16 protein-coding genes and 2 pseudogenes are annotated in these 19,098 nt (G+C 60.5%); 5 read left to right on the top strand and 13 right to left on the bottom strand.

Features of this window, described 5'->3' with window-relative positions; genetic code table 11:
• Positions 1–26: 26 nt before the first annotated feature.
• The 7 genes and pseudogenes from ACO07W_RS07180 to ACO07W_RS07150 all read right to left on the bottom strand — a co-directional run bounded on the left by ACO07W_RS07180 (position 27) and on the right by ACO07W_RS07150 (position 6,326).
• Positions 27–734 carry a transposase gene (locus ACO07W_RS07180; RefSeq protein WP_421841959.1) on the bottom strand — a complete coding sequence of 236 codons (708 nt, stop codon included), beginning with the start codon at positions 732–734 and terminating at the stop codon, positions 27–29.
• Positions 735–756: 22 nt separating this feature from the next.
• The gene (istB, locus tag ACO07W_RS07175) at positions 757–1,548 is read right to left on the bottom strand and encodes an IS21-like element helper ATPase IstB (protein ID WP_421839995.1); all 792 of its coding nucleotides are present in this window, start codon (positions 1,546–1,548) and stop codon (positions 757–759) included.
• On the bottom strand, positions 1,548–2,783 hold the full coding sequence (gene istA / locus ACO07W_RS07170) for an IS21 family transposase (protein ID WP_421839994.1): 1,236 nt from the start codon (positions 2,781–2,783) through the stop codon (positions 1,548–1,550). Before istA ends, istB begins: the two co-directional genes overlap by 1 nt.
• A 59-nt stretch (positions 2,784–2,842) precedes the next feature.
• Positions 2,843–3,484, bottom strand: a pseudogene (locus ACO07W_RS07165) (transposase); the annotation flags it as partial.
• Positions 3,485–3,665: 181 nt separating this feature from the next.
• On the bottom strand, positions 3,666–4,337 hold the full coding sequence (locus ACO07W_RS07160; protein WP_421841957.1) for a methyltransferase family protein: 672 nt from the start codon (positions 4,335–4,337) through the stop codon (positions 3,666–3,668).
• Between the two features lie 118 nt (positions 4,338–4,455).
• A complete protein-coding gene (locus ACO07W_RS07155) occupies positions 4,456–5,502 on the bottom strand; it encodes an LLM class flavin-dependent oxidoreductase (protein ID WP_421841955.1) in 1,047 nt (348 codons plus the stop codon).
• Positions 5,503–5,525: 23 nt separating this feature from the next.
• Positions 5,526–6,326: an SDR family NAD(P)-dependent oxidoreductase gene (locus ACO07W_RS07150; RefSeq protein WP_421841953.1), complete on the bottom strand. Its 801-nt coding sequence runs from the start codon at positions 6,324–6,326 to the stop codon at positions 5,526–5,528.
• Positions 6,327–6,633: 307 nt separating this feature from the next.
• Between ACO07W_RS07150 and ACO07W_RS07145 the strand changes: the two genes are divergently transcribed.
• Positions 6,634–7,098, top strand: coding sequence for a cupin domain-containing protein (locus ACO07W_RS07145; RefSeq protein WP_421841951.1), 465 nt, complete (start codon positions 6,634–6,636; stop codon positions 7,096–7,098).
• 401 nt (positions 7,099–7,499) lie between these two features.
• On the opposite strand, the gene ACO07W_RS07140 is transcribed toward ACO07W_RS07145, so the two are convergent.
• From ACO07W_RS07140 to ACO07W_RS07130, 3 genes and pseudogenes are all read right to left on the bottom strand, one after another.
• Positions 7,500–8,033: a class I SAM-dependent methyltransferase gene (locus ACO07W_RS07140; RefSeq protein ID WP_421841949.1), complete on the bottom strand. Its 534-nt coding sequence runs from the start codon at positions 8,031–8,033 to the stop codon at positions 7,500–7,502.
• Between the two features lie 571 nt (positions 8,034–8,604).
• Positions 8,605–8,772: pseudogene (locus ACO07W_RS07135) on the bottom strand (IS701 family transposase); the annotation flags it as partial.
• Between the two features lie 720 nt (positions 8,773–9,492).
• Entirely contained in the window at positions 9,493–9,795 is a 303-nt protein-coding gene (locus ACO07W_RS07130; protein WP_421841947.1) for a PPE domain-containing protein, read from the bottom strand.
• Between the two features lie 947 nt (positions 9,796–10,742).
• On the opposite strand from ACO07W_RS07130, the gene ACO07W_RS07125 reads away from it, so the two are divergent.
• The 3 genes from ACO07W_RS07125 (at position 10,743) to ACO07W_RS07115 (ending at position 15,373) form a co-directional block, all read left to right on the top strand.
• A protein-coding gene (locus tag ACO07W_RS07125) for an IS3 family transposase (RefSeq protein ID WP_421840069.1) occupies positions 10,743–11,887 on the top strand; the annotation gives its coding sequence in 2 pieces (ribosomal slippage) (positions 10,743–11,010 and positions 11,010–11,887; 1,146 coding nt in all).
• Positions 11,888–11,971: 84 nt separating this feature from the next.
• Complete coding sequence (locus ACO07W_RS07120; protein ID WP_421841945.1) at positions 11,972–14,269, top strand: penicillin acylase family protein; 2,298 nt, start codon at positions 11,972–11,974, stop codon at positions 14,267–14,269.
• A gap of 129 nt (positions 14,270–14,398) precedes the next feature.
• Positions 14,399–15,373 (top strand): LysR family transcriptional regulator, encoded by a 975-nt coding sequence (locus ACO07W_RS07115; RefSeq protein ID WP_421841943.1) that lies wholly within the window; start codon positions 14,399–14,401, stop codon positions 15,371–15,373.
• Positions 15,374–15,501: 128 nt separating this feature from the next.
• Here ACO07W_RS07115 and ACO07W_RS07110 read toward each other — a convergent pair whose 3' ends face one another.
• The 3 genes from ACO07W_RS07110 to ACO07W_RS07100 all read right to left on the bottom strand — a co-directional run bounded on the left by ACO07W_RS07110 (position 15,502) and on the right by ACO07W_RS07100 (position 18,040).
• Positions 15,502–15,816, bottom strand: coding sequence for an EamA family transporter (locus ACO07W_RS07110; RefSeq protein ID WP_421841941.1), 315 nt, complete (start codon positions 15,814–15,816; stop codon positions 15,502–15,504).
• Between the two features lie 16 nt (positions 15,817–15,832).
• Positions 15,833–17,059, bottom strand: a complete 1,227-nt coding sequence (locus ACO07W_RS07105) for an IS110 family transposase (RefSeq protein ID WP_421845748.1) — start codon at positions 17,057–17,059, stop codon at positions 15,833–15,835.
• A 324-nt stretch (positions 17,060–17,383) separates the two neighbouring features.
• Positions 17,384–18,040, bottom strand: coding sequence for an EamA family transporter (locus ACO07W_RS07100; RefSeq protein WP_421841939.1), 657 nt, complete (start codon positions 18,038–18,040; stop codon positions 17,384–17,386).
• 90 nt (positions 18,041–18,130) lie between these two features.
• Here ACO07W_RS07100 and ACO07W_RS07095 point away from each other — a divergent pair, with 90 nt between their 5' ends.
• On the top strand, positions 18,131–19,057 hold the full coding sequence (locus ACO07W_RS07095) for a LysR family transcriptional regulator (RefSeq protein WP_421841937.1): 927 nt from the start codon (positions 18,131–18,133) through the stop codon (positions 19,055–19,057).
• Positions 19,058–19,098: the final 41 nt, after the last annotated feature.

Genomic DNA, 19,098 nt, shown 5'->3' with positions numbered 1-19,098 from the left:
CTGGGCGCATGTTCCTGGTGGTCATGTTACGCGGCGGTGGTGTCGGTCGTGGTTGTTGTGGTGGGGGGATGCAGTGGGCGGGGTGGCTCGAGCAGTTGGTGGCGTAGTTCTTGGAGGTGGCGGCTGGTCGCTGATGTTTGGGTGACTCCGCGCCAGCCGCGGCTGGCGCGGTCGAGGACGGCCCATACCAGCGACAGACAGCTGGTTTCGCCGGGTAGGCGGCCGATGACCTTGACCCGGCGACGGGATTCTCCGAAGGTGCGTTCGATGAGGTTGGAATGGCGGATGCGTGTCCAGTGTTGGCGGGGGAAGCGCAAATGCACGCTCAGCGAGGCGAAGTCGTTGGCCAGGCAAGCGACCGCGGCTGGGTAGAGCCCGCGGTATGTGGTGGTGAACTCCTCGGCGCGGCGGGTGGCTTCATCCACGGCCTGCTGGCCGGGTGGCTGGTCAATGTCATCGAAGATCGACCAGAACGCGGCTTTGATCTCGTCCTGGACCGCGACAGGTGTCTTGGCGATGACGTTACGGCAGCGATGGATCAGACACCGCTGACGCAGGCTTGCCGGAAACGTGGTCTCCCATGCGGCGATCAGGCCCGGCGCCCCGTCGGAGATGCCCAGTAGCGGCGGGCGTAGTCCCCGGTTCCTCAGGTCAGCCAAGAAGTCGGCCCACGCATCAGCCGACTCCGCTGCGGCTGTGTCAACGGCAAGTGAAAACTGATCAGGTTTCGGCAATCGAAAATTGACCAGCTTGGTTTCATTGGTCCTCGGCTGTGGTGGTGTGGCCGAGGTCTCGGTCTTTGATGCGGTAGCTGTCTCCTTTGAGGGCGATGACTTCGGCGTGATGGACGAGTCGGTCGATCATGGCGGCGGCGACTACGTCGTCGCCGAACACTTCGCCCCACCGCCCGAAGGGCTTATTCGAGGTGACGATGAGACTGGCCCGTTCGTAACGCGACGACACGAGTTGGAAGAACAGATTGGCGGCTTCGGGTTCAAACGGGATGTAGCCGACTTCATCGACAACCAGCAGGGGGTAGCGGGCCAGCCGCGCCAATTCGGCTTGCAGGGTGCTGTTGTGATGGGCGCGAGCAAGACGATCAACCCATTGCGAAGCGGTCGCGAACGCAACGCGGTGACCTGCTTGACAAGCGCGCATCGCAATCCCGATCGCCAGGTGGGTCTTGCCGGTCCCTGGTGGGCCGAGGAACACCACGTTGTCTTTAGCGGTGACGAAGTCCAGGGTGCCCAGATGGGCGATGATGTCGCGTTTGAGACCGCGGGCATGATCGAAGTCGAACTCTTCCAACGATTTACGTGATGGGAAGCGGGCAGCGCGGATGCGCCCTTCGCCGCCGTGAGATTCCCGAGCCGACACCTCACGCTGCAGACACGCCGCGAGGAATTCTTCATAGCTCCACGCTTCGGTTCGGGCGCGCTCAGCGAGACGTTCGATGGCCTCACGCAGCGTCGGGGCTTTCAACACCCGGGTCAGATACGCCAGCTCGGCGGTGACATCACGGCTGCTGGTCGCGGTCTTGGCAGCCATCACGCCACCGGCCCGTCAAGGCCCAACAAGGCGTCGTAATCAGCGAGACGGCGTTGTTCGACCTCCACGTGATGCGGTGGACCAACAACCTCGAGCCGTTTGCGCCGCAGCAGTTTCGCGGCCTGGACATGTTCGGGATCGCTGATCGTTTGATGTTTGGCCCAGATCCGGTCGTGGTCGGCGACCAGCGTGCCGTCACACCAGACCCGCACCCGGTTTAGATCTGCGATGATCTCGATACGGCGGCCGATCGCGGCCGGATGCACCGAGTAATCGTTGCTGTCGAGGCGCACGTAATGATCGCGAGGCAACCGCGTTGAGCGTCGCCATCCGATGCTGGGCCCAACCGGCGGCAATGCCAGCATCGCTGCGGTATCGGCGGCGATGCGATCTGCTGGCCGGCATCCCAGCACCCGATGCTGGCGGTGGTTGGCCCCCACCAGCCAGGCCTGCAACTGGATGTTGAAATCGGCTGGGGAGCCAAACACCCGCCCCGGCAAAAACGCCCGCTCCAAATAGTCATGGAACCGTTCAACCAGACCCTTGGCCTCAGGATCAGCGGGTTTACAGATCCCTACCGTGGTGGCCAAGGTCCCGCGGAAAGCCTGACATGCCGGGGTCAACTCTGGTCGGCGTGCCCGCCACCGCCCGACCGCGCCCTCACCATCCCACACCAACACCCGTGGAACCGCACCCAACGTCGAAAGATGCTGCCACCAACCGGCATACAAGTCTTCGGCAGCGCGTGTCGGAATCAACAGCGCCGAAGCCCACCGTGAATACCCACACACCATGGTCAACACCGGTAACGTCGCCGCCCTACGAACCTGGCCATACCCCACCGGCACCACAACATCGGGAAACCAGAAGTCACACTGCCCGACCTCACCGGCCACATACGTCGTCCGTGACACCGGATCCGGCGCCAAATACAGTGGCCGTAACTCACGCACCCGCCCACTCAGTGTGCGGATCGAATACGACCAACCGATCCGCTCAGCAATCACCGTCGCCGGCATCCGCGGATAGGCCGCCAACAACTCCCGAATCCGCGGCTCGGCCTCATCAGCAACAGAACCCCTCACCGCACGCCGATACTTCGGCGGCCCATCAGAAGCCAACGCCGACTTCACCGTATTCCGCGAAATACCCATCACCCGCGCAATCTCGGCAATCGGCAACTGCTCCGACCGGCGCAACCGGCGAATCTCAGCCCAATCCTCCACGTTCAACACCTGCCTCCTCCTTGACACATAGCCAAGGCACTCTAGGAAGCTGGTCAATTTTCAATTGCCGCCCACTGGTCAGTATTCAGTTGCCGCCGACAGGCTGGGGCCAGCCCAATAAACAGGGGCTTGCCGTCGGTGCAGATGCCCCAGGCGGCCAGCACCGGCTCGGCCGGGGCGTTGGGATGCATCCGAAAGTTCGAGGCATCCAAGAACAGGTAGTCCAACACCAGCTCATCAAGGCGTCGAGACGACCACGCAGCGAACTCGTCTTTGATGGCCGCACAAATCCGGCTCACCGTCGAGCGCGACAACGCCGCCTGCGAGCCCAGCACCTCGGCCAACGCGGCCTCGATGTCGCGATCCGACAAACCGCGCACCCATCCCGAAATCACCAACGCCTCCAGAGCGTGGGTGCGCGTCACCCCGGCACCGAATAGCCGCGAACAGAACCGCTCGTCGGTGTCGCGTAGTTTCGGGCGGCATAATTCGACCGAGCCCATCGTGGTCTTCACCGTCGCCGGCGGTTGATACCCATTGCGGTACCCGCCCGGGCCGTCCTGAACCCGACGCTGGTGACGGGCTCGGCCCAACACTGCTTCTACCTCGGCCTCCACGGCGACCTGAAACACCAGACGCACCGATAACCGCCCGACCTCCTCCAAAATCTCGGTCAACGGCCGCTCGGTCGCGGCGAACAACTGATCCATCTCAACACGCACACGCTCAATCGGCGATACTCGCTTGGTCACGGGCGTAGCCCCTCCTTCATAGCTTTCGTCGGTTGCGACGGAACCTACGCCCGTGACCATTTACACCAGCGATGAGACGCGACCCATCGCCTGGGCCGAGGTTCCAGCAACGGTTCCCTTGCCGTCTTGACTTCTGGTGTTACCAGAGAAGCGGCACCAGGCGATAGCGAACCTTCCGCGTGTAATCGAGGTAGCCGTCCAGCTCGGCCCCGAGGAGGTTTTCTTCGTCGCGGATGCGCAAGATGAGGACGATCAAGACCGGTACGACGAAAACGAGTCCCCAGTAGGAACCGAGCGCCAAAGGTACGCCGATCATCAAGATCAGGTTGCCCGCGTACATGGGGTGCCGCACCAGCCCGTACAAGCCGGTGGAGGCGACCTGCTGGCCAACCTCGACCTGGACGGTTGCGGCTGCATAGCTGTTCTGAGTGACCACCAGCATCGCCACACCCAGTCCAACGACGACCAGAAAATCACCGACCAAGCAGATCGGCATCGAAACCGGCGACCAGCCAAAGCGGTGGTCAAGCGCGCTGACCACGACCATTGCGGCTGCCGACAACCAGACACCGCCCATGATGATTTTTTGCACCATTCGAGCCTCTGCTGTCGGTCCTCCACGCATTCGTCGCTGAAGCGCAACGGGATTCGTAAGCAGCAAGTAGATGCCGGGGATCCATGTGGAAAGGGCCACGACCAGAAAAACCCATGCCTGCCAGTAGTTGAGGGTGCCAGCTGACAAAAACAGGATCGAACCGAAGACGAAGAACTCAACAAGCGTGAATATCAGTGTCTTCGTAGTGATTTTCACGGACCCTCCTTGCCGTCCGTCCGATACCGTACGCTTGCAGTGCAAATCGCGGGGTTGGAAAGCCGTGTGAGTTTCACCAGGCGGTATACACGTAGTGCCTTACGCGTTTCGGGGCTCCTCACGTTGTTGACGAGCGCCCGAGTTCGTTGCCAACCAGCGGCATGACTTCGTTCGCCAGCAATTCGATAGTCCGCGTTACGATGCGTTGTTCCATTCCCATCCACTGCACCCTGGCGATGAGCCGGGTAAACCCGGTGGCCTGGGCCAGGCGAACCAGACTTTCGGCGCACTCTTCTGGGGACCCCATGATGACCCGACCTGCCAGCAGGTCGGGTAGCTCGCCGGTCGCTTTCGGATCGCCGACGACGTCGCTAAAGAGCCCCCATTGGCCGAAAACCCGGTAGCTGGCGGCCAAATACGGCCCGGCCTCGCGCACGGCGGTCGCGCGGTCTTCAGCGACGACGATGTTTCGCAACAGCGGGAAATCCTTGGGCCTTGGCTTGCCCAGCGTGTCTAGGCGATCGCCGAAGGCGCGTGCTTGATCGACGATTACCGACTCACTGAGGTGTGAAGACGCTACCCAGGTATCGCCAAGCGCGGTGTCAGCCAGCTCGGCAGCGCGTTGTACAGACTGAATTACGCTGCCACCCAGCCACAACGGTGGCCTGGGCCGTTGCAACGGCCGCAATGCCAGACTGGCATCGTCGACGTGAAAGAAGCGGCCTGCGGCGGTGACGCGGTCCTGTGACCACAGCTGCGTAATCAGTTCGACCGATTCCGTAAATCTCCCGACGCGTTCACGAAGGTCCAACCCGAGGATGTCGAACTCGTCTCTGGCCCAGCCCGCAGACACTCCAAGCGTGAAACGGCCGCCGGACACGATGTCGGCGAATGCGGCGTCGATCGCGATCTGCAGCGGATGGTAGTAGGGCAATACGACCATGCAGGTCGACAGCGACATGCCTGACGCGGCTGGCGCCAAGTGGACCAGCGTCTGAAACGGCGGCAGCCACGCCGACGAACTGTAAGAAAGGTGGGTTCCTATCGCCACCCCGTCGTAGCCCGCGGCGCGCGCGATCGACACCTGCTCGACGTGCTCGGCAAGCCGGGCGCCGAGGTCGTCGCCCGCTGGGTGTTCAGGGTTGATAAACAGGTTCAAGTCCATGTCCAGATTCCTCTCCTCGCCCGTCAACCTATTTTTCGTTGGCGGCGTTCGCCGGTTTTGCGCAGTAGTTCCAACGTTTTCAGTCCCAGCGAAGGGGCCATGTCGCCGGTGCGGGCTATCAGGCCACGCCATCGAGGCACGACCCGGAAGATCTGGCGGCTCCCTAGGAGCTGCAGCCCAGCCCGGGCGACATTCTCGGCGGACAACAGTTCGGGTCCAGAGAACAGCAGTGCCGCATTCGGGTCGGTCGCATGTGAGGCGACCATCTCAGTGCCCACCACGTCCGGACATAGCGCTCGAACCCGGATCGGCAGTCGGGCGTGGTTGAGGTCGCCTTGCAGCGACGTCGTGTATGACAACACGGCCGCCTTCGTCGCTGCGTAGAGGGCGAGTCCCGGCACCGGTGCCAGCGCTGAGAGTGACGCGATGTTGAGGATCGCGCCGCCAGCATTGCCCATCGTTCGTATCGCCGCGTGCGAGCCGGATATCACGCCCGCGACGTTGATGTTCAGGATGTTGGCGAGTTCTTGATCGGTGTGGGTCCAGCTGTCGCCGGCCACCAGGATCCCAGCATTATTCACCCAAACAGCCAGCCGCCCTTTGGAAGACGCCAGCTCGGCGATCTCACTATGGCCGGCCGTATCCCGAACATCCTGCTGAGCGCCCCACGCCCCGCCGCCTATGTCGGCTGCAGCATGAGTTGCGGCATCCGCGTCGATATCGGTGATCAGTACCTGGTGCCCGGCCGCGGCAAGCTGTCTGGCGATTTCTCGGCCTATCCCGCGCCCGCCACCCGTCACAACTGCCGTAGTGAGTTTGGACATCATTTCCTCCGTGGTGGCAGCGGCGTTCTCAAGCCTGCCGATGGCGCCGGTCGGCGGGGCTGACAGTACGTTGGGGGGCCCTGACGACGCTCGGGCACGCCGCGATCTGCATTCCGTTCTAGTTGTCCTGTCTACGCGACAAGCGCGGTGGTTGTGCAGCAGGCCAGCGCCTAGCGTCGCCGTCGACGGACGCCCGCGACACTCCGCAGCTTGTGAAGTTGACTGAATCGGACCAACAAAAGCCTGGCGCCCTGACTGGTGGCTGGCGCAACTAAGCTGATCTCGGCATCGATCACGGAGGCAACAGATGAGTGAGTTCCCAGACTGGGCCAGGCGACTGGATCTAGCGCCGCATCCAGAAGGTGGCTGGTTCCGCGAGACTTGGCGCAGCGAACTGACCATAGGCCAGTCGGCGCTGCCGCTCGAATACGGTGGACCGCGCAGTGCGTGCACAGCGATACTTTTCCTGTTGATGCCTGGCGAACAATCGGCTTGGCATACCGTACGCAGCGCCGAAGTGTGGTTCTACCACCGCGGCGGCCCACTCATCTTGGAGATTGGTCGCGACCAAGACAGCGCACAGCCCCAATTACTCGGAAACGACATCGTTGCCGGCGAGCAACCACAGATTGTGGTGCCACCTGGCCACTGGCAGCGGGCACGTCCGCGCGATGAGCAGCCCTGCCTGGTGAGTTGCATCGTATCGCCTGGGTTTGACTTCGCCGACTTCACGCTTGCGGAGTCCTCGCCCGACTACTCAAATCGGACATAGTGATTGGCGATACCAAACACGAACGCGAAGACGGTGAACACCGTTCATTGTTTGGGTGCCACGCCCGTCCGAGTGCACAGTGCCATGCCGGTACGCGCATCACCTTATGAACTGTGGAGTCGGCTGAACGCGGATCAACAACGTGGTCTTTGAACCGGGTGTTCTGTACCCAGCTGTAGATTCACCTTTGCCAGAGTTGGGTCAGCGCGATCAGCAGCACTCACGATGCTCAACATCGCTGGGCTACGATCGCAAAACTAACGCTGAGTCCGCTGAGCTGATCCCATAACGTGGGTGGTGTTGCACGCGCTATCTCTATGGCGACGTCAAAGACGCCTCAAAAACGCCGTGACGTGTGCTTTAGTCTAGCCGTGGTGCTAATGTGATACCGTAAATAATAATCAAATCATTTTCGATAAACGAGGATCATCCTCTTCCAATTTTTCCTTTCGGCATACAACAACTTCTGTGTAATCACCAAGAATGCCATGAAGTGTATCCGCAAATCGATATACGCGGACGTCAAAAGGCGCCCAACGGGAAAACAATTTATGAAGATCGTACCCGTAGTCGACGGTAACAATCGAGCCTTCCCCGCTGATTCCATTTCCATGGATCTCGGGTTCCACAAGATGAACCTCCGATCCGTCTGGGCTGTAATCCACTCGGCGCCGCACAGGCTCCACCTGATAATTGCGGACGGGAAACGTGCTGAGCATCACGCCTCCGAACTTCAGTGTCCGGTATATTTCTCGCAGAGCTCGATCAGGATATGGAATATGCTCGAACACATCAAGAGAGATGAAAACGTCGTGAGTCTCGTCGTTGAACGTCAAGTTTTGCAGATCTTCATTTCTGAAAATGCCAAGAATTGCACCTAGTTTTTCCCCTGGAAAATAGTGAGACGCAGTATAGTTTTTCCCAGTCTCTCGCAATTTTAACGATACTCCTCTCTCGGTAGGAGAAGATTCATGAATGCTCAAGTTTTTCCAGTTGGGGACGATCTCTTCCAGAATAAGAGCGAGTGCTCTCTCCCGAGGAACCGATCCATTTCTGCAAGTCTGACATGATAGGCTGTCTCTAAACCAATCATCGTCGGCTTGAAAAATAGTCCGGCTTTCGCAGATCGGGCAAAATCCCGTATATCGTATCATCGAAATGTAGCAATCCTAGTAGAACATTTCACAGGAGCGTTCTCCATCTACGTTCTTGGATTGAGATTGCAAAAGTGCCTGTCAGAGCCTGCAAATGGATCGTAATCACCGCTCACGATGTCTCGGCACCCGCCTTCAGCGCCATGATAGGTATCTCCGCAGCTTACACTCTCGCAGCGGCTCGGACTGCGCTGAACACCCTTAACTAGTACTGCAGCCGTAGATCGAGATCATTGATACTGGCGGCGTCGGTAGTGGGAAAGACGTGCTCGATATTGGTGTCGTCGTCGCCATCGTGACCAGGCCAGCAAGGTGGAGACGGTGTGGTGGGTGACCAGCAGCAACCCGTCGAATCCCCGAAGGCATCAACGACGTAGTCGCATAGATCGTCGCGAACATCATCGGCGTCCCAGCTGGCTCGGGCAAGAAGATGCTGCAATCCATCAGGTGTGCATGCACCGCGGTGCTCGGCGATCGTCCAGCAATTCTTTTTGTCCAGGCCCGAGACCAGTCCAGCCATCAACTCACCGGAATGGCGCAGCGGTTCGTAACGGGCAAAACGCGGCGCGATGCGATCTACAACCGCCGAGAACTCCGTCTGCCACCGATCAGGGTCTACGCTATTAACCGCGGCGACCGCGGCCGATTCAGATGTTTTCACAAACTCCGAACAATGCCGCGGCCACCGCTTCTACCAGCGCAGACACGCCAACATCAGCAATCCCGATCTACGGCTGCAGTATTAGATAATCGCAACGGTGCAAAACAGCGACGTGCAAGGCCTCGAAGCAATGCTGGTGCCGCCGCTCGCTGTGTTTTGAGGGCAGTGAATTTCTGTCCCGACCTCGCAGCATCGAATTACTTCGCCGACTTGCCGCCCTGATCCGGCGTCTTTCGATAGCCACCATCATCGGCACGCTTCGAACTGAATTTTACCGGGACCGGGGTTCCCTCTAGGCTCTGAGTGTCTAAGGGACTCCTCGATGATAGCCGGAATTCAGGACTGCCGGGGGCGGTCGGTGTTCCCGGCGTTTGTGCCATGATCCGTGCGATCGTTCGTGCCGTTCTGTTAAGAGCTCTTTGCACTTCCGCCGGAGACTCCGGTTTTTTCACCGACTTTCGGGTGTGACCGGGATTGCTCCCGGTCTTCCCTACGGATTTGGATCTATCACTGGCTAGGGACGCGGGTGCCCTCATTCCTGCCGCCACTGGCGATACGTTGGGTTCAGCGACAGAGGGGTCAAGACCGGGAGTTCGCGCCGTAGCAGAGTCGGGCGGGGGCCTGAGCATCTGCCCGGGCACTGGAATCCGCTAGTATTGTTGCGTAATTTTGTAATTGAGCGACAAACTGGCTGATTTTTTCCTGCAACGGTAAACTTGTCGAACTGGACCAGCTTGACAATACTTTTTGTGAATGTGCTTCCATCCAACTGCTCAAGTCCTGGTAGGCTTTCGCTAAATTTCCGAAAGAAACAGCGGCGGCTTGCATTTGTTCAGGTCCCCACCCGGACGTTAATTGTTGAGCTATTACTTCCGGTGGCATGTAAACCATGTACTGTCCTCGCGGGGTGGCTGGTGTACCTGAAAACTGACTTCACATTGTATCGAGGTGCGTCGCCGAGGGTATTGTGCCCAGGTTACGCCACGCTGATGAGCCGGCCGCTGCGCGGCCTGAACCTACAGCGTTGGCGTTGAGGATCGACAACATCGAGACAGTCGCCTTCGCGGGGGTACTGGTGCAACACCAGTCGCCCTCGCGTTTACCTCGGTGGCATCCTGCTCGCACAGTTCGAGGCCGCGTTCCACGGGGGTGTCCGGACCGGCCTGCTACTTGTTGCAATCCAGTAACCCGAGTCTTCATCAAGCTCAGGGCATTTAGCTCGTTGGGTACGCCGCTGGTCTGGCAATTTTTCGATACTTCATGACTGCAATTCGTCATGTCTGCCGTTTAGCCTAGAGAGTGTGGGAAGATCGTGGACTGCCGAGTCGGGAGTCGGTGATATGAGGGTTTCAATTCGATCTCAACGCAACGTCCTGGCTCTTAACCTAGGCGGACTCATTTTCGCGGTTCGACTAATAGTGCTCTTGCGGCTAGCCGCCTTCTAATCGCGAACAGTGACGGGGATGGCCATCAATGTCGTGCGGTGCTGTGTATTTAAGCCTGGGCAGCCTGAAGAGGAGAGACTTGCCGCAGCTGGGGAATTCGAAGCCGTCGACAGCGAATATCATCGAGGGGCACGTCCTATGCGGATCCGGGCGAGATGGGAATCAGCCTTCCGACTGGCCGTGTCTTCGACCCTGGTGGCTTCCGAATGTCTTTCAGTGACAGTAAGTCGACAACCAATTGTCGCTGTGACCAGCTTCAGGTGCCGAGTATCTCACTTTGATGCCGGCGCAAAGCGTCGAAAAGGATTGGCGTGTTCCCCGTGAATGAGTCCAGCTTGTTTTAGAGTCTCGTGGCCCTAAACGTGGGCTGGAAGGGACAAGGAAATGGCTGGTCGTAAGAGGTATGCCGCCGAAGACATTGTGCGCAAGCTGCGCCGAGCTGATGAGCTGGCCGCCGGCGGCAGCTCCGGTGAGCAGATCGCTGCCGAGCTGGGGGTATCGGCGGCCACCCTGTACAACTGGCGCCGAGCCTACGGGGGAATGGATCTCGATGCGGCCCGCGAGCTCAAGGAACTGCGCGAGCAAAACGGGCGGCTCAAACGGCTGTTGGCCGAGGCCGAGCTCGTCAAAGACGCCCTACGTGAGGTGGCCAAGGGAAAATTTTGAGCCCAGCCGCCAAACGCCGCGCCGTGGACATGCTCACAGAAGTCAAGGGCATCTCAGAACGGTTGGCGTGCCAAGCGGTTGGGCTGGCCCGCTCAACCTACCGACGTGTCCGTATCGACCAGACCCCGGCGGACCCGGATGCCGATCTGCGGGCCTGGCTGCGTTCCTACGCCCGCAAACACCCCTGTCACGGGTTTCGCCGTGCGTGGTCGGCGTTGCGCTACGACGAGCATCACCAGGTCAACAAGAAGAAGATCCACCGGCTGTGGCGCCAAGAGGGACTGCAAGTCGCCGTCCGCTCCCCACGCAAACGTGGTGGTGTGCCCTCAGTGCCGCCGATCATCGCCGATGCCCCCAAGGTGGTGTGGGCGCTGGATTTTCAGTTTGACTCCACTATCGACGGCAGGTCGGTCAAGATCGCCTCGATGCTCGATGAGCACACTCGCGAGTCGCTGCTGGACATGACCGCACGCTCCATCACCGCCGAGGCGCTGGTCGACGAGCTCGAGCGAGTGTTCACCACTGCCGGGGGTCCGCCCACGGTGCTGCGCATGGACAACGGGCCGGAGCTGATTTCTCAAGCGTTGCAGCAGTTTTGCGACGGAAAAGTCGGGCTGACCTATATCCCCCCAGGTCAGCCCTGGAAAAACCCCTACATTGAATCCTTTAACAGCCGCTTACGAAAGGAGTGTCTGAACCGCAACTACTGGACTGACCTGCTCGAAGCCAAGGTGGTGATCAGCGATTTCAAACACGAGCACAACCACCGCCACCGCCACTCATCGCTGGGTTATCGCACTCCGGCCGAATACGCTGCCCAATGCAGCCACACCCATCACCCCATAGCCTGCGACATCAACTAAAATCCAGATCAACAACAACCTGGCTCTAATTCCAGGTGGACCCGATATCGGGGACCAGCCAGGATGAATAAAGCGATGCAGAGAATGCCTAACCTGGAAGAGCTTTCACTGACTGGACTTCTGGACGAAGTGACTATCTCGACCGACCGCTGGGGAGTGGCGCACATTCGCGCTTCATCGGCGCGTGATGTGTTCATGGCGCAAGGGTTCGTGGCCGCGCGCGACCGCATGTTCCAGCTCGACTGGTGGAGACGCCGATACCTCGGGCTCGTGTCCGCGGTCCTCGGCCCTCGATACGTGGAGCGCGACCGGGCGGCCAGACTGTTTCTTTATCGAGGTTCGATTAGAGAGGAGTGGCTCGAGTACCCGCAAGAAAGTATCGAGGCGGTGAAGGCCTTCGTGTCCGGTATCAATTCCTGGGTGAGCCTGACCCGTGCGAATCCCAATTTGCTTGGACCGGAGTTTGAGGCTCTTGAGTATGAGCCTGCGTACTGGGTACCGCACGATCTTATGCGGGTCCGATCACACAGCCTCTATGCGAACGTAGAGAAAGAACTTGCCCGCGCACTGACCGTACGAGACTTTGGCCACGAGGCCGACGGCATCCGTCGTCCTCTCGACCCGCCGATTCAGACCGTCGTACCTGAAGGGCTTGACTTATCGGTTCTTCACCATTGGGTACTTGACACCTACCGTCTCGCTGTGGGGCCTGTCGCCGCCTTTCCCGCGCCAATGATGATGGCAGAAGGGTCGAACAACTGGGTTCTCAGCGGTGACCGGACAAGTACAGGCCGTCCCATACTGGCAAGCGACCCACACCGAGCCACGACCGGCCCGTCGCTTCGGTACCTCGTTCATCTAACCTGCCCTGAGTTCGACGTCATCGGCGCCAGTGAGCCTTTTCTGCCCGGAGTCACCATGGGACACAACGGGCATGTCGCGTTCGGCCTAACCATCTGGCCCTCGGATCAGGAAGATCTTTACGTCTACGAACTGCACCCCGAGGACAGCTTGTTCTACAAATATGGCGAGAGCTGGGAGCGTTTCACTGTGGTCGAGGAAGACGTTCCAACTGTTGACGGAACCCCAGCTCCCGTCACGATGCTCTTCACCCGTCATGGACCGGTCATCCGCCATGATCCGTCCACGGGTTCGGCATTCGCAGTTCGAGCCGCATGGCTCGAGCCGGGAATGGCGCCGTATCTGGCTAGCCTGCAATACCTGCGGGCGAAAAACGCGACCGACTTCGAAGCTGCCCTTGATCGTTGGGGATGTCCCTCCGCCAACCACGGCTTCGCAGACGCGGACGGCAATATCGGCTTGGCCCCGCGCGCCTTGATACCGATTCGCAGAAACTGGGACGGACTTATGCCTGTGCCGGGCGACGGCCGATACGAGTGGGACGGCTTCCGTCGGACGGCTGAATTGCCAGTGAAAGTCAATCCACCGATTGGATTCGTGGCTTCGGCAAATGAGATGAACCTGACTGAGTTCCCGGACTGGGAACCGGTTCCGGTGGGATACGAGTGGAGCCCGCCTTATCGAATGCAGCGGTTGACAGAGGTGCTTGAAAATACCGAGAGAGCTTCGCTTGGATCGATGGCCGATCTCCAGAACGATTACCTCAACATACCGGCAAGACGGTTATGCGCGATGCTCACAGAATTCGGCGGTGAGGATCACGAAGCCATCGCGATGCTCAACGCCTGGGACAAGCGGATGACCGCGGATTCGGCGCCAGCGCTGCTATTCGACCAATGGGCTCGAGTAGAGCTAAGGCGTACCTTGTTCGAAGACGCGCTGGCGAAATATCTTTCAGAGTCCGACACCCTGGCAGCGCTCCGCTGGATAATTTTCGACCAGACCCTCGTGGAGGACCTTAGTCCGGACCTACGGCTAATCGAGGTCATGGCAGCCGCTGATCGCATGAAGCTGGATCGTCTCCTGCGGGATACACTCACGGCGACGATGCAGCGGCTCTTGGATGAGTTTGGGCCGGTGAACACATGGTCCTGGGGTGATTTGCATCGCTCTGAGCTGGTACACCCGGTCTATGGGTTCGTGACCGAGACGGCTCCATGGATGACAATTGGCCCGTCGCCGAAATCTGGAAGCGCTGAGACGGTCGGTTTCGCTGCCTTCGATCCGATATCTGGTACCCAAACAGCGGGCGCATCATTTCGAATGGTTGTCGATGTCGGTGACTGGGACAAGACGGTGGCTATCAATACCCCCGGCCAGGTCGGGGACCCACGTAGCAATCACTACCGCGACCTCTACGATCTGTGGCTAGTGGACGGGTATTTCCCTCTTTCTTACACCGAAGGTGCGGTCCGGGAAGTGACCGAGACGGTTACTCAGCTCGCACCTCCTAATGTCTAGTCGGAGCGATTGTCAGCTAACGGCGTCTAGGCAGTCGACGACGTCCCATCAAAGGTGCTGGCTGGAATAGCGGCGCTGGCTGATGGGCAACATCTTCGTCGAACGGCCTTGTTGCAGCGGATTTTTGATGTGATCGATTCAGATTCTGATTGGTTTGAGGTGCTTGCGCCGCAACTCCGTATCGCGGTGGCGGTCTTGGAGGAACAACACATCACGCGGGCGGCCCACCGGCTGGGAGTTCCGCAGCCCACCGTGACCTCGGTCATGCGCCGTATCGGCGCGTCGATCGGCGCGCCGCTGGTGCAGCGATCGGGCCGCAGGGTGGTGCGGACCGCGGCTGGACGTGCGTTTCTACCCGCCGCCCAGAATGCGTTGCGCAGCTTAGCCGTTGCCCGCCAAGAAGTCGGCGACGTCGTCGACCCCGACCATGGTCGCGTGGCGCTCGGCTTTGCCCACGGCCGGGGGTCGCGTGATGTTCCCATGCTCATCGACGCGTTCTTGGCCGCACACCCCGACATCACGTTCGAACTCCACGCAAGTCCGAGAGATGAACTCATCGACCACATGCACAACTGCGCCATTGATGTGGCAATCGTGGCACCCGTTCCAGCCGACCCGCGACTGGAATCGGTCACCCTCGGCGACGAGCGCCTGTACTTGGTTGTCGACATCAGACACCGGCTCGCCGGGCGCCACAGCGTCACGCTACGCGAGGCCGCCGGCGAGTCATTCATCGTGTTCACAGCACCGCACGGCCTACGACACGTGTTCGACCGCCTATGCGACCACGCAGGTTTTCGGCCGACTCTGGCATTCCAGGGACAAGAGATCGCCACCTTGCGTGGCCTCATCCGCGCCGGCCTCGGAGTTGGGCTGCTACCCCGCAGCCTTCATCCCGAGCCCGGAATCGCCGAGATCCCCATCAGCAGCCCGGACGCCCATCGCGAGGTGGGAGCAGTATGGATCAAAGACCGACAGGTACCCCCAGCGACGAAAAGCTTCATCACATTCCTCAAAGACTCAGGCGCACGCGTGCTCGCCGAACCGTTTGGAGTCGTTGGCCTTCATTCCGCGGTACTGGGCAAGCCTGGGCTACCAGGTTGACTCTGCGATCTCTTGTCCGGCTCGTCTGGTCGACTCCTTTGTCGGACGTAGGGAGCTTGTGTTCCTCGATCAGCCTGCGATCACGAAAGCCTTGGGGTTGTAGGGAATTGCTGTGATGGCGATCTCGGCTATGCCAGTGCGGGGACACTGTCGGTTTGGTCGCTTCCCTGTGGTTCGGGATGTTGCGTAGTTGGCAGTGGTGCAGACGCGGGCGATGGCTGGGTCACCGTGGAGATGACCGATGCGACGACGACAACAACCATGGCCAGCCCACGCGGCCAGCTGAGCGCCTGGCCCAACAGGATCCATCCCGCGAGACCGGCGACTACGGGTTCGAGGCTGAGGAGGACGCCGAATGTGTGGGCGTGAAGGTGGCGCATCGCGGCGAATTCCAACGAGTACGGAAGCATCGACGACAGCACCGCGACCCCCAAGAAAGACATCTCACGAAGTTAAAAGTCAAGCCACGAGCGAGGGAGGAGGTGGAAAGGCTAGATGTTCGGTGTAGTGCTGGCCGGTTTGCAGGCAGTGGTGGAGTTGGCCGAGGAATTTGTTGAACAGATGTCGTTGGGCTTGGTGGTTCCAGTCTCCTGCGGCGCGGCGGGTGTCGTAGTGGCGACGGGCGCCCGGCGAGGCGCGCAGCGATGCCAAAGCCCAGATGGGACCCACGGCGGCCAGGCGCCGGTTCTTGATATGGCGGTGCAACACGAGGGTTTTCTTGCCGCTGGCGCGGGTGATCGGCGCGGCTCCGGCGAATGCTTTCAGTCCGCGGGCGTCGGTGAAGCGGGCGCGGTCATCACCGATCTCGGCGAGTACCCGGGCACCGGCCAGGTTCCCCAGTCCGGGGAAGCTGGTGATGATCGTGGAGTCCGGGTGCTGCTCAAAATGGGCGGTTGCCGCCTCGGCGAGATCAGCAGCAGTGGTGCAGGCAGCCTCGAACTGACCCAGCAGCCCTGCCAATTGGATACCCATCGCGTTCTCCACGACCGGTGGTTGGTGCAGGTAGGTGTCGGTGAACACCTCCCGCAACCGTTCGATGTCACGGTCGAGATGGCGGCGGCGGCCGGCCTTGGCCAGCAGTCGGCGCAGTCGGGCCGGGGTCAGCTTGGTCGCCTGGGTGGGGGTTGGTGCAGCAGCCAAGATGGTGCGCGCATCTCGACGAGCCAGCCCGCCCTCGGGCAGGTCGGCGAACGCGGTGATGGCCGCCGGGTAGAAATCTTTGAGCACATCGCGAATCTGGTTGCCGATGTGTTGACGTGCCCATACCGCGTCTTGCTGAGCGCGGGCCAGCACCCGGATCGCCTGGGCCAACTCGGTGTCGGCGGGCAATGGGCGGTGCGCGCCGGGGTCGGTGCGCACAATATTGGCCAGCAGCACCGCGTCGGCACCATCGGATTTGGCCCCCGACACCGCATACCGTGCCCGATACCGCGAAGCCGCCAACGGGTTGATCGGATAAATCACCCGGCCAGTTTCTCGCAGCGCCGCCACCCACAGGCCACGATCAGTTTCCATCCCCACTGGTATCGGATCAGCGGCACTGTCACCGGCCTCAGCCAGCAACGTCAACAGCTGCGCGAACCCGGCCGCATCATTGCCCAGCCGTGCACGGGCTACCACCCTCCCGTCGTCATCAACCACAGCAACATCGTGATGCTCAGTAGCCCAGTCGATTCCACAAAACAAGCCCAAGACGTCCTCACTTTTTCGTCGGTGGATGGTTGCGCCGTTACCGGTGGACTCACGCGGCGCCCTAATCGCGGGACTCCAAGGTCCGTCATCTCACTAGCCGTCCGTGACTCCAGCACATCGCAGGACTTCGTTCTGTCGAAGAGCTCAAGGCTCGAGAACAACCATCAGGAAGTCACCCCTGCGACGGGCTCGGGCAACGGAATCTCACCACCAACCCGACAAGACCTGCCGCCAGACGCGCCGCTCTTTCTCAAGTCGTCGAACGACGGGAACACCAGACGTCACCTGACGGCAGATCCCGCAAGAAACAGGCCCCGGTCACCAACACCCGGACCGGTAACCAATCCCTACTAAACGATTAGGGAGCAGCTTTGCTGGTTGCCCGGTTAGTGCGGGCAACGCGGGTAGTCCGAATGGGAGTATCGCAACGGCGCCGATCAACATGCTGACGGGAAGGGCGCCCTGACCCGAGAGCTGGCCGGTGATGTGCTTGCCGACCAAGACATAAAATGCCCAGAAACATCCTGCGATGAGCGCGAAGGCAACTCCGAGTAGGTCTACGGATTGTGGGCCGTCCCAACTGAGAACCACAATGGCTGCCGCGGCTGCGGCGACACAGCACAGATCGCGCCGTCGGCGGGACAGCGTTGCAGCGAGCAGCAGCGGACCGGCGAACTCGATGGTGACAGCGACGCCGAGTGGGATGCGGGCAATCGCGGCGAAGAAGAAACCGTTCATTCCGGCGAATGTCGCTGCGAACAGCACGGTTGATCGCCAGTGTTTCGCGTCCCACGTAAACGCGCGGGGCCGGTGGATGGCCATGAGTATGGCCGCCGCAAACAGTAGCCGCAGGCTGGTGGTGAGCCCCACGCCGAAGTGCGCTAACAGCGGCGTCGCGACAGCCGCGCCCATCTGCAGTGAGGTGCACGATCCGAGGATCATGAGAACGGCCAACGGTGTGCGGGACGGCGCCATGCAATGAGGGTGTCAGGTCTTGATTAAGCAATCCAGCGAATGATTCTGATTTATAATAGTAAGAAAATTTGACGAATATGGGGTTGGTGCTTGTTAAATTTGCAGCGGGTGGTTGTCCTGCATGAGCTGCAACGACGTGGCACTTTGGCTGCCGTAGCAAAGGCGCTTTCATACAGTCCATCGGCGGTCTCACAACAGCTGTCGCAGCTCGAACGTGAATGCGGGATGGCTCTGATCGAACCGGTCGGCCGCGGTGTGCGGCTGACCGATGCGGGCGAGGCGCTGGTCGAGCACACCAAGCCGGCGATCGCTACCCTTGAGCGCGCGGAGGCCTTGTTGGCGGCTACCCGCGGGCGAGTAGCTGGTCGGCTGCGGGTAGCCGCATTTCAGACGCTGCTGCTGTCCTTGCTGCCCGCAGTGCTCGATGCGCTGGCGCGCAATTACCCTGATCTGCGAATCGAAGTCGCGCAGCGCGAAGCGGAGGAAGCGACATCGGGTCTGCTGGCCGGCACCTTCGATGTGGTGTTGGGCGAGGAGTATCCCGGTGGACGTCTGCTGCCGAACCCAAGTCTGGATCGCGTTGACCTGAGATGCGATGAGATGTTTCTCGTGATGCCGACGACCGGTCCATGGAGCGGCGCACCGACCCTATCTGACCTCGCAAACGCGTCTTGGGCGCTAGACCCGGAGCCCACTGCACCCGGTCGTTGGGCTCGGAGTTTGTGTCGCGGCGCTGGTTTCGAGCCGGATGTGCGATTCGAGGGGGTCGATCTGCTGGTGCATCTTCAGATGGTGCAGGCAGGGCTGGCGGTTTCTATCTTGCCTGCCCTGCTCGGTGAGGATCGGATGCGCGGGGTGCGGCTCGCTTCGCTGCCTGGTTCGCCAAGCCGGCAGTTGTTTACGCTGACCCGCACATCACGCGTTACGCACCCCGCGGTGGTGGCATTCCGCGCCGCGCTGTCGGAGGGCTTCGACGCACAGTCGCAACGCGTGGGGAAGCGCGACAATCCGTGCTGACCACTGCTACCGGATCTCGACACCGCTACTGAGACGCAATC

The organism is Mycobacterium sp., from assembly GCF_965230835.1.
Lineage (GTDB): Bacteria > Actinomycetota > Actinomycetes > Mycobacteriales > Mycobacteriaceae > Mycobacterium.
Note: the sequence above shows the minus strand (reverse complement) of the source record. Positions and strands in the feature narration are given on the sequence as shown.